This window comes from Sporocytophaga myxococcoides (assembly GCF_000775915.1).
Lineage (GTDB): Bacteria > Bacteroidota > Bacteroidia > Cytophagales > Cytophagaceae > Sporocytophaga > Sporocytophaga myxococcoides_A.
In genome coordinates this window covers 449,049-461,790 of the sequence record NZ_BBLT01000005.1, presented here as the reverse complement: position 1 = coordinate 461,790, position 12,742 = coordinate 449,049, and the positions used below count along the sequence as shown (strand labels likewise).

Genomic DNA, 12,742 nt, shown 5'->3' with positions numbered 1-12,742 from the left:
ATTAGTTCTTAACAAACTTTTTGTTGATACTACCTTCTTCCGTAAGAATTTCAAGCATGTAAAGACCACTCTGAAGATCAGAGACATTGATCTTTCCTTTATAATTCCCTCCTGCTGTTTCAAGCTTTGATTCTTTCATAAGAGTTCCGGTGCTATTGTATATCCTGCACTCAGAAATGTCTGAAGAGAATTCGCTAAATCCTTCAACATAAACTTCATTATTGGCTGGATTAGGATAAAGACTTACAGCAGAAAATCTGCTTTGGCCCTTTACGGAAGTAACCGAAACAGTTACAGGAAATGACAAGCTTTTGCATGCTTCGGAAAAAGTAACTTCAACCTTATAATCACCTATTACGTCAGGAACATATGTCTGTTCAGTTGCATTGCTGATCTCAGTTCCGTTAAAAAACCATTTATAGGATTCACCTGCGCTGGCACTGAGTGTACCATTGTCGAATTTGACTGTAGCGTTGCAATCATTCAGCAGTCTGTAATAGCCGCTGGAATAGCGAGCTTCATCTATATCAGGAATAATAATGATTCCGTCTTCATATTCTACAATACCTCCCTCCATATCGATAAAAGCAGCAGAAACTACTTTATCTCCCCAACCGTCTACATATCCATTCTGATTGTTATAGTAATTTCCGTAGTTCTTTACCCATTGTGTAGTTCCTGAAGTATCCATTTTAGCTAAAAAAATATTTGTTCTGTCAGCATCTTTAATAATTACATCTATATCATCCATCTTAGCCCCCCTACCCAGACCACCTGTAACATAAATAAAGCCTTTCGAATTAATATACAAATCGGAGACCTGCTCCGGATCAGCCCCTTTTCCTGGGGCAGGCTCTAGGCCAGAACCAAATTGTTTAAACCAGGTAAATTGACCAGCTTTATTAAGCTTCAAAATAAAACAATCTGTGTCCAACAAACTTGGCTTGCTCGTTCTTATCATTCCATCAATATCCAAACTGCCTTTAAACGATCCACCTATATAAACATTATTCTGATGATCAGTCTCAATTGCTCGTGGGAATGTCGGAATGCCATCACCCGGTATAACATAAACCCAAATAACCTTTCCTTCAGGATTAAATTTTACAACATAATTTCTAAAATCACCTTGATATTCGTGATTATCATCAAACTTTACTCCTCCACGTACTGACCCTACCCAATACCAGTTTCCGTCAAAGTCAGTATGTATTTTATATGTCAGAACAGAACTTCTGGGTCCATTCTGAAGACGCTTAAAAAACTTTCTGTTCCCTGCCTTATCATACTTAATTATAAATCCATTATTATAGCCGATATTTTCAGAATAGTCATTAAATTCGTCAAAAACAGTAGTATCTTCCAAATACATAGCTTTTCCAAAGCAACCACCAACATAAATATTACCATCTTTATCGCACTTCAATGCTCTGGTTCGCGAACTATAGTACGCATCCGCTTCAAGCAACTTTGACCATACATAGTCCCCTTCTGTATTGTATTTGACAATGATAGATGCCGAAAGCCTTTTTTTCAGATCATAATTATCAGCAGAATACCATATTGTGTCAGATTCTTTATAAGCAATGGGAATTAATAAATCTGTCAAAACTAAAACATTATTATCTGCATCAGTATCCATACCAATGATGTTACTATATACTCCTCCAAATTTATTCTTCCAGATTACGTTTCCCAATGTATCCATTTTTAATACATAGGCATCCACATCATGATTGGGATAAGAATGATCACGTATGTAGTCAGGATAAAAACCTATTTGAATATCCCCTCCCATAGATCCGCTCAGATAAATATTTTTATCATGGCTTACCTTGATATCATCGGCAAAAAAAGAATATGGACTTATAATATGCCTGTTCCACCCCCAGGTCTGAGCCTGAGTAGTATAAATCATCAGCATCAATAGAATAACCGATACGCATCTTTTCATAACTAAGTATATTAAGGTCTTTTAACTGTGTTGTTTCTTGATTCCTGTATTGTTTTTACTCCCCGTTCAGTTTCCTTTTTAACCCTGATCAAAGCCCCCTCTTCATCATATTCATAGAAAGTAGCATAATTGTTCTCATCCATTTCAGCCCACAATCTGAGGCTTACAGGATCATAGACATAAGACTTCATATTAGAATTGAACGGATGGATTCTAATATCATCAAAATATGCTTTCGCGGATCTGCTTTTATTTGCCAGTTGCACTTCAATGTTTGTAGAATTTACCGGAATAGTAAAATCATATTCAATTTTCTGCCACCCATCTATGATTTCTCCTGAAGGATAGATCGGGCCCATAGTTACCATTGAGCCCTCAAAATAAAGTATAATGCCTCCATCTTCATATTTGGTCAGTCCCTCCGAATTACCCTGCTTAACCCAAGCACTCAATGTATACTTATCTCCTTCAAATGGAGCAAAAGACGTAATGCAGTCACAGTTAATGACATTAATAGGTATAGGAAGGATATAAACATCTGACGCTGTTGTTGCTTCGATATCTGTACACTGGGGTTGTCCTGAACATGTTATGGTATTCAACATGACAGTTGAGGCATAGATAGGTACTCTTGTTACTTCGCACGAAGTTGCAAAGCCAACATTTTTAACCGTAAAACTAATTGTAGCCGATGCATTTGGCGCCAGAGCAGATATCGGCCAGTAATATGCTTTACTACCATCTGACAATGTATGGTTCAAGACATAAGTACTTCCTGTCACCATATGATCAAGAGTTATACCGGGAGGCAATATAACCTTAAGATACCTGAGCACAGCAGGCAGGTTCGTACCAAGTGTAACAGTTCCTGTATTCTTGTATAATACAGTTACATCTGAAAAATTATTCGCATCAAAAGAGGTTGCATTGACATCCACTAACATTAGGTCCAAAGGATCAAATCCCTGTATTTTTAACCTATATTCAAAAGGTGGGATGTCGATAACATCATTACAGTTAGTCTTCCCTTGCGCATAGAACCTTATTGGTTTAGGAAATCCCGCATCAAGACTGCAATCTGTTTTCAAATTCAATTTTAATATTAGCTGATTATTAGGACAACCTGGTCTGTTTCCGGGCAATGCTCCATCTTTATTGCACGAATTATTAAAATTACTCAGAATATATTCTGAAATATTATAGCCCAAAGAACCATTTTCCAGCTTGTTGACCTCGCCTAAAGGAGGTTGTCCCATAGGATACTCTATATTCGTATTCGCGTCTACTAAACTCACCCCCTGAGGAAGCTCCATCCATAACTTTAAATCAGACATATCTGCATATTTTGTGCTAAGAAAGTCAAACTGATAGCTGATATTACTGCAGATTTCGGTAAGTACAGGACTTACCTGAGTGCCTATCACTTGAAGGCCGGCAGTCTTATACCTTATATACAATTGAGATGTAATGAGTGGATTACCACAATCCTTCTGGGCAGGATCATTAGGATAAACAGAACATCCCCAGCTGGCCTTGAGATCAATTGTGTCAACCACATCATCAATACATCCCGTATATCTGGCAACTAATTCAATTGACCTACACTGGTTTAAGGCAACCGTTCCCACCTTGAATAGCACTTTATTACTATTTGCTCCACCATAAGTGTTTGCTGGATAAATCATACCTGTCTGCGTATCCTTCGCATAAAGGAAAACTATTCCAGGTACTCTTGGCTCTGCCGCTATCCATGTATAATCTGCATTTCTCTTCTTTCCCGGAACTGCATTATTGCAAAGTTGAACTGGCCATTTGATTGTAGTACTGTAACCTTCCTGCATTGCATCAGGCGCGATACTCAGATTGGCCTTTGATCCATCATCAAATACTTGTCCGGTAGTTCTCGTACCTTTTACAATTACGTTCTTATTGCTTGTATATTCATACATACTGTATCTATAGCTTCCTGAAACTGACGGACTCCCTACCCCACAAAGAGGTTTTAATATCACACGTATAAAAGTAGACCAGTTTCCACTCCTATAGTTTTCACCTACTGGCCAGAACGGTTTTCCTCTCCAATAAACTGTACTTCCTACCATACCATCAGGCGGCCCCAGCGCTATACCAGGAATACCTCTGGAAAAATTATCCCATATTTGAACCAGGTTGCCGGGGTCATTATTGCTATTCAATACAAATCCGTTTGGAATATTTACCCATGCAGAATCCACTATAAATAAAGGGCGGAATTCCCCGGGAAACAGGTCTCCATTAGGACCCGCCAACATTGCAATATTTATCTGAACCACATCGCAATCTAATGGTCCTCCAAAATTTGCATTATTAACCCCGTATCTGAAAAGACTTATAAAGGACCCGAAACTTTCACAGCTTTCTTTCGCATTAGTTCCTGTCTGCCCATAATGCCGGGCACGAAAATCCATAATTTTAGATTCTGCATTCAATGCAAGTACATTAGGCTTCACACTCAGATTAACATGTAAATCAACCATATCACCGGAAGCATAAGAATTCTTGCATGTAAGTGGTATCTGAAATAAGTAAGTAACATTTGCACCGGAAATTGTAACTGTAGGAGCTGCGACAATTGATGCACAAGTTGCTCCGTTGATGACGGCATTTGCATTTAGAAATTTAAAAACATCTATCCCATAAACTGGTGATGTATAAGTCATTTCAACAAAACACTTATCATAGTTTTTAACAGTCAGATTTCCTTTGGCCACTGCAAGAATAGTATCATATTCAAGAGCTCTGTCTAATCTGATATTCGGATCGTTTATACTGACTTTTCCAAAAGTCTTCCAATTCCCTAATGTCCTATAAGCCATAGCTCCTGGTTCAACATAACCAAGACTTGTCCTTTTCATGGAAAAGTTGTAGGTATGAAATCCGTCACAGTTTGGGCAGTGGTTAATAACATTATAGGTACCACAAGCAATCGTTTGCCTGCATGAACAAGTACCACATTTATAGTACATGCTCCAGGTAAAGGAATCATTTAGCTGATAGGTAGTTCCTGATGAACAATTCAGTGTAAAACTGATTGTATAAGCCCCTGACCAGCCACCGTAATTAATAGTAAGCTTTTGTCCGCTTAAAGTATAATGAGTACCACTTGTAAGTGTTGTTCCATTCCATTTCACAGACGTAGGCGTATAAGCAGCAGGTATATCTATTTCTGTTGAAAAATCTGAAGGATTAGAAGTACAACTCAACAGTCCATAATCATAGTAATTTCTATCAATGCTAAAAGTGTAAACACCCGTCTGACCAACTATCAAATCGGTAGGACCGGATATACTTTGAGAATTTAAAGTACTATAGTTCCTTAAAAAAGAAGTGCCGGACGCTTTGTAGTCATAATTAAAGCAACCATCACTGTATTGTAAGTTTGTACTAAAATAATAATAGTCGTAATTAGAGGGACACGTGGCAAAACTTGAGGGACATGATAACTTTACCCCAAAACCAATCTTTATCACCTCTCCTTTTGCAAGATCATCGTAGTATCCATCATTGTCAAGATCATCCAGTCCTCCGGTCCCGTCTACATCTATGCCCAAAACAGCAGCGTTATCATCAAAAGTTATATAATAATACCCTCCCAGATCTGCGGAAATCAAACCTGCTGGTATGCTTATATATGAGCCATTCTTCATTATCCTGAAGTTTGAAATCTGGGAAACACCAGTCTGATACCCCAGATATATTCTTGCATCAGTAGCTCTGTCAGCTGATACCCTTGTACTTCCTGTACCCACATTAGTATATGAGTAAAATACATCTACCGGACTTGATGCGCAAAAATCTGTTTTGGGTGAATTTAAAAGTGCTACGTCAATACTTGGTTCTCCATCTGGTATATAAACATAGGCACTATTTTTGGCCTCACTATCACCTAAATTACCTACTGCATTGTAACAACCCCATGTAACTTCATAATCTGTTTGTGTAGAAGAGGCGCAAGACTCTAACCTTATTTTTTCAGTAAGTACAAGTACCTCGTCCTTTTCAAGCAGTGCATCTCCATCTCCCACACTCCCATTGCCCAATGCTGAATTGGCACCTGAGAAATCTTTAATTAAAAAATTGCGGATATTTCCCTGGGCTGCAGGTGTAATAAGTACCCCATTACTTCTCAGCTCCTGAAACAATAATTGAGAGGGATAGGTCGCTTTCAGGTTCACAGTATCCACTTCTCCAAAACCTGTGTTTCTGATGATAATCTTCCTGGTAAGAACATCTCTCATATCTCCCGTCATTGTTTTATTAAGATTATCGATCATGATATCAATATCAGGATATATGACATTGTAGGAATTAGATGTCTCCTGATCAAAATAATCAGTTCCTCCTACTTTATAATCAATTCTTGTGTAATTAGTCACAGGAACGGGACTATTAATATTTGGATTAGATGCTCTCAAATATGCGATAATTCCACAATCAGCATTGATATCAAATGTTAAAGTTATTGTTGTATTGGCTGCTAATGTTGCCAGACTGAACTGAGGTTTATTTAATGGAGAAGCTGATACAAATGTAGCACCTCCTGCAAGGTTGCCTCGGTAATTTATGCCTTCAGGCAAAGTTGCTTTTATAGTCAGGTTAGAAGCTGCTGTAGCAGTATTGTTTTCGATCTTAAGCGAACAAGTCTTAACTGATGCACATACACCTACATTTCCGGAAACTGTTGTTGTAATTACCAGCTTATTTGCCTGAGCAAACAGAGATCCGATCAATACAATCTGAAAAAAAACAGCGAATAAAAATTTTAACTTCATTGTATTATTATTTTGCCGGTATACTTAATTTATTTGAAAATGAACCATCTTTGTTCACCAGATATACTGTTAAAAATTTGCCGATAAGATCAATATCATTAAATGGTATTGGCAGATAAAGATCTCTTCCTGTAATCTCTTCAAAGCTTCCGGAAGCGGACTTCAGAAAAACTTTTCCTTCATATACAGTAATGTCAGAGGTAAGACTTATTATGTCAATTGAGTTTTCTTTCGTCCCAATACCATAATAGACTTTATCTACATTGTTAATAGTAGTACTTGTGACTTTTATCTGAATCTTAGGATCACTTTCCAGATTCAAAAGAAGACTTTGTTCCATACCAGTTAGTATTGCATTCTGTCCAAAAGTCTCAGAGAATCTGAAAAAAATCAATACTGTTAAAAAGAAAAATAATATTCGGGCTTTCATAATTCTTAATGTTGAACTACAGATTTCTTAACCTTTACCTGTTTGTTTTCATTGACCATAATACTTCTCCTGCCTGAATGCGACTCAAGTTCTGTCTGCATTCCATTGGAATTCTGATCTCTGTAGGCTTTGAAACTCCAGTGATCATTGACACAGTCACTGAAATCAAAATCTTCAAAACCATCATAGGCAGTTTCCTGGAATCTTGAGTTATTGGCAACTCCGATAGGCAGCTGGTTATTGTAACCATACAAGGCTGAAGAGTACCTGTCCAGAGCATCTTTATTTTCAAGTTCAAAACCATACGGACTGAAGAGGGTAACCTCTGAAGTATATGTCCAGTTCGTGGGATCCATAGTCCAGTTGCCAGCTACAGCTGGTGGTATCCAGAATGGTGTGAAACTTTTGAAAAGACCATCAGATCTTATACTTGTATTATTATTCAATGTATTCTGCGTTCTCTCAGTCAGGTAGAGATAAGATTTTTTGGCTCTCCAGTTTCCTTGTTTTCCAGATACATATGGATTATATGTTCCTTCTACATTAATTCCGCAATTACAGAATACTTTCCAGCTTTCCCAGAACTCTATGGCGCTTGCACTAACCACCTGACTAAAGTTCAGCTCAAACTTTCCATCTCCGTTCATGTCTGTAACCGGATTTGTCAGAGTTGTCACATTACCAATTGGCGTAGCCTGCTGGTTCTTTCTCCCTGATTTTAATATCTTTATAGAAGTATATGGACCATTGGATAATTGCGACCCGCTTTTATCCCAAACCTGAATGGAATTTGAACTTACACTACTTACCCAGCCGGTTTTATTTCCAGAAGCACTTCTAAGTGCTAGGACATCCCCAGGAACAAAGTAGGATGCTGTTCCGGAAGGAAGAGCATTGAGATCTATTGTTCCACTCAGCACAATGCCTGAGTTTTTATATGCCGGTCCCATTCTGTCATAAGCCCAATGAGCAGGGTATGTAAAGTTGTAAACAGGATCATTAAACTGATTTGTTGTTTTAGTAAGCAGCACTTCACCAGTCTCATTATCATAAAGGCGATTCTCAGTGGTTACTGAAGCACCAAGATCATGTGCCACAACTCTGTCAATCAACCCGCTTCTGTTAATAATTTTTGTAACTACTGCTGACCTGTATCGAGTCTGCTCTTTACTCAATGCCGGAAGCGCCATAGGAAGCGCAAACGGCAATATTGCAGCAAGGAATGCATCCAGATTTCCGCTGACACCTCCGCTGGCAGTAGTGCTGTTCGATTCCCTCATATCAGCAACTATATCAAACTCTACCCCAAGCTGCTTTTTCTGTACCAGATTCCCTGCACCTTTGCTGATAACATCAACTTCATTATCCAGCATTTTTTTAGTGATTGTTGTCGATTTACCTCCAAGCACAACAGTCTCCGTAATAACCTTCTCTTTGTAGAAATATTCTACTCCAGATATAGGAGTTGAATTACCTTCCTGGTAGACCCATTGAGCTTTCTGTTGACCATGCATATCATTAAGCTCAACCACGTATCCCTGAGAGGTTGTCATTTTATCATTGTTCTGTATCTTAAGCAATCTGAAAACTGCATTAGGTTTGGATCGCTTCGGTACCATCGGTGTTTCTTTTGTGATCGTCGGATAATCAAAGGCTGTGTAAAACTCATGTACTACAGAGCCACTACCTATTCTTGTTGATTTATCTTTAATATTTTTTACTTCCACACGCCTGTATACAACATTAGGAGAAGGGAAGAAACTTTCCCCCATTGGTTTTTCTGTATAATAGTCAGTACTTGGAATCAAGAATTTTTCTTCCTGAGTAAATATTGGCTGTCTGAAAGGATTTTCATCACCGCCAAGTACAGGCTCATATCCAGCTACACCGCTACTGATGGTTCTCTTCTGACCGTTCCTGTCTTCAGTCATGGTATACTTGTATTCCTGTCCATATTCACTTGTCTGTCCTGCAGCTGCGCCAGCCATTATTTTCCATTCGTCACTTAAACGTATACTTTTTACCCTTGCTCCTCCTCCATATTTTTTGCCATCAGGATTGTGTAATCTGATGAAGGATTTTTCCTTAATAAATATTTTTCCATGATCATCATTCCTCATCTTACGATTAAAACCTTTAAACAACTCTGTCATTGCATTTAAGGCTCCCATCATAGCATTGAGCATATCTTTAAGATCTGGTAATTCCTTCTGTTCTCCCTGTCCATAGGCAATTCGAGGAGTATAGAGCCTGGCAAACTGCCATGCTGCCTTGCTGATAGGATTCACTCCATCACCTCCACCGTGCGTTCTCACACCCGATTCTTTCAGCCTTACCCATCCATGTGTATAATTAGCCCCTTGTGATGCAGGTACTGCTCCATATTGATTGTTATCTATTTTTGCATAACCCGGTACATATTCAAAAGCTTCTTCCCCGTTCTTTTTATTGAGGTTAATGAAAAATTTAAAATAAATCTGATCTATCCCTCTTATATAGTCCTCTCTGATTATTTTATCTGCATCACCCTGAGAAGTTCCCGAAGGAATATCCTTGTGCAGCTTAAAATAAACTACGGAGTTGCTCACATCGGATGGATGATCAGTCATTAATGGATTATCGTTCACAGGATTTGAACCAATCCCCGGATTATTTCTATCTGTTCCGGTAACTTTGAACATCTGCATAGCAGCCTTGTCCTGCACATATGCATAATCATCAGACTCTAGTTCTACTTTTATAATACCTCCGGAAGGTAGCTTTATTTGACTTAATGACCATGCAGAAACATTTTCAGCAGCTGATTCATAACCCTGCTCAACATATGGGAAATCTGCAGTACTTAAAACCGATTTAGGATCTGTACAATTTTCAAGGGAAGGATTGAATTTATAATTTCCCCATCTGTCATAACCTTTAAGGTTATAATTAGGATTAGAAGAGCTATAAATAAACTGATATGGACTCATCTTTCCTTTATTGGAGTTGCCATAAGTAAAATAAATCTTCTTTAGAGTCAGCTTCCCTCCACGGTTGGCAGCAGTTTTTCCTTTTTTACTAGATTCGTTATTCCCAATATCAGTACAGAGTGAATAATCATATTCAAAATGCACAACTTTAATTGGCGTAGCATTAGCACCATTTTTCTTCTTGTCTGGTTTTGAATACAATCTTATCTCCTTCAGTCTTTTCATTGACTTGGCTTTTCTAAGATTGTCATCAGGAATCAATCCGCCTTGCTCACCCTGTACACCATTTCCGTCAAGCCTGTCCTCAAGAATAAAATCAGCAACATGAGTTCTGGTTTCAATTGAATGCACATACCATAGCTCCTTTTCACCATAGATATAACTGGCTTTATCATCCGTTTTATCAGAAGTAATCGGAATACTCTTCATACCTTCATTATAACTGGCATAATTTTCCTCAAACGGAACTCTCCATTTATAATCAGGAACTACTTTGGAATAGTTAATTTTTGTATATGACCCAAGATCGTCATTACTTGGTCCATTTCCTGTAAGATCGCTATAATCAGGTGATAGAATTGCTGTCAAAAGATATGAATGAGCATAGGCAGGTGTAGTCGTTTTTTCATAAAAATGTTCAAGACCACTTGAATTTTGTTTTGTATTATCTGTCCCATGCGTATAGGTTACAAGACCAGTCTGACAATTAACTTTTTTATCTTCAACAGAAAAGCTCACTTCCTTCTGTGTAAAATTGTATGCAGGAATGCCGTAAACATATCTTGCTCCATCTGGCCTGACTGCCTGCATTTCGCTAATATGATGTCCATTGCTTTCGATTAATCTTGATGTCTTATTTCCTGCAGGAATATCATATCCATAAGAGCTGTTAATAGTATGAACATTAAATGGGTAATTCTCAATTTCTTTTACCAGTGCATAATCCACTGCTTCAGATGCCGTGAGATAAGATATATTCTGATTTCTTGTCTGTCTTTTCTTTCTTTTTATGTTTGAGGAGTTAATCTCTGATTCAGAATAGTCCTTCTTTACAAATTTTGAAGTTGCATAATGATCAGCTCCAACATCTCTTAAACCTATCATTACAGCATCAAAACCGCCCATATTATTAAAAAAGTCAGGATCGGATTCAGAGGTTTTTTCTCCTGCTTGTTTAAAAAATGCAGTTTCATAAGAAGGATCTGCCACGTCTGAACCTTTGAATTTTAATAATCCTCTTGCACTGTTTTGTTTTGTCCATGCTCCAGACCAAGATCCCGATAAGGAAGCTGAAAAATCAACACCGGCATGAGCTGCATTACCTAATCCAATTTCAACTCCGACACTTCCGCCAGTTCCGATATTAAACGAAAACGGATCAGTGACAATTCCGACATCATTTCTATACAAGCGATAGTTTCCACCTATACCTTGTCCGGAGACTCCATATACATCATAAGTATAATTGGTTAAAGGAAGATTAGGAGTAATACCGGGTTTGTAAGCTGCATCTTTTTCTCTGTTAAAATCATGTAAGCTCTCTGCTCCTGCAAATTGAGAATAAAGATATCCATAAGCATTAACCTTTCTTTGTTTCTCAAGTAAATGCTGACCGCTATAATACCCTACCATGTTTAAACTCGGGTGTAGACTGTAAAATTCCCCACCTAAAGTTGCAGAAAAGGTGGTCGAAACATTAAACATGTGCATGTCATAGCGAGGAACATAAGTTGGTGTGGAGAAACTGATGGAACCGCCTCCATTTTGGCTTTCAGCCACCCCTAACTCTACTTTGTATGATTTACCATCCCTACCAAGAATATTCATGGTATTTGTTTCCACACGAGAAAGGCCTAGTGACAAACTCTTCAAGCCCTCTCTTGAGTTAAAATTTAATCCCAAAGAAGCCCCAACTCCAATTACCGAACTTTCCTTTTCCTTAACCTGTTTTTGAAAACTCAAAGAAGGAGAAAGATCTACACCACTTTGCGAACTTGCTGTAATACCAAGTCCTATGCTCATACTTCCTTTGCTTTTATCTCCAGAAGTCAGGGATGGTCTGGCTGTGATCTCAAAGCCTATTCCTGTATAATTACTGTAAGAAACTCCCAAACCAAAACCAAGTCTAATAAAATCAAGTCCGAGAAGCTGAGCAGAGCCGACTGCGCTTGTTCCAAAATTTCGTTGATCAAGGATATTAAATTCTTTTTCAACATCGTCACCTTTAAAATCATCAGGCAATCCTCTCATATTCCTGTTGATAACCCCAGGATTTATGTTCCATCCCAAACCAACCCAACTTGCCTCCTGATCCATTGATACTCCTCCGTTATAGGTGATATTAATGGGATATCCACCAACATCAAGCAATGGTATGTTATAAGTAAAGTCACCTGATGAAAGGTTAACCATTTCCGAAGTTCCTACAGGAGAAAAGCTTTGCACCTCTGGCTGGCTTGGTCCACCTGTTAAAGCAAAGACTGCAGTCGGAAACAAGGTTTGTGAAAGAATATTGATAGCCAGGAAACAGGCTGTCACTTTCAATAATTTTCTTTTCCTATTATTTATCTTAATCATA

At 38.2% G+C, this 12,742-nt stretch carries 4 protein-coding genes; all 4 read right to left on the bottom strand.

Translation table 11 applies throughout. The annotated features are described in order from the left end of the window. Nucleotide 1 precedes the first annotated feature (1 nt). The 4 genes from MYP_RS14410 to MYP_RS14395 are packed head-to-tail and all read right to left on the bottom strand — an operon-like array spanning nucleotide 2 to nucleotide 12,741. Nucleotides 2–1,954, bottom strand: a complete 1,953-nt coding sequence (locus MYP_RS14410; RefSeq protein WP_081990525.1) for a T9SS type A sorting domain-containing protein — start codon at nucleotides 1,952–1,954, stop codon at nucleotides 2–4. A gap of 11 nt (nucleotides 1,955–1,965) precedes the next feature. After that, nucleotides 1,966–6,765, bottom strand: coding sequence for a hypothetical protein (locus MYP_RS14405; RefSeq protein WP_045464590.1), 4,800 nt, complete (start codon nucleotides 6,763–6,765; stop codon nucleotides 1,966–1,968). Nucleotides 6,766–6,772: 7 nt separating this feature from the next. After that, complete coding sequence (locus MYP_RS14400; protein ID WP_156140630.1) at nucleotides 6,773–7,195, bottom strand: hypothetical protein; 423 nt, start codon at nucleotides 7,193–7,195, stop codon at nucleotides 6,773–6,775. A gap of 5 nt (nucleotides 7,196–7,200) precedes the next feature. Continuing rightward, nucleotides 7,201–12,741 (bottom strand): hypothetical protein, encoded by a 5,541-nt coding sequence (locus tag MYP_RS14395; protein ID WP_045464586.1) that lies wholly within the window; start codon nucleotides 12,739–12,741, stop codon nucleotides 7,201–7,203. Nucleotide 12,742 lies beyond the last annotated feature (1 nt).

Excerpts from the sequence above, each read along its gene's own strand:
- MYP_RS14405 (WP_045464590.1), bottom strand. The coding sequence starts at position 6,765 with ATGAAGTTAAAATTTTTATTCGCTGTTTTTTTTCAGATTGTATTGATC.
- MYP_RS14410 (WP_081990525.1), bottom strand. The coding sequence starts at position 1,954 with ATGAAAAGATGCGTATCGGTTATTCTATTGATGCTGATGATTTATACT.
- MYP_RS14400 (WP_156140630.1), bottom strand. The coding sequence starts at position 7,195 with ATGAAAGCCCGAATATTATTTTTCTTTTTAACAGTATTGATTTTTTTC.
- MYP_RS14395 (WP_045464586.1), bottom strand. The coding sequence starts at position 12,741 with ATGATTAAGATAAATAATAGGAAAAGAAAATTATTGAAAGTGACAGCC.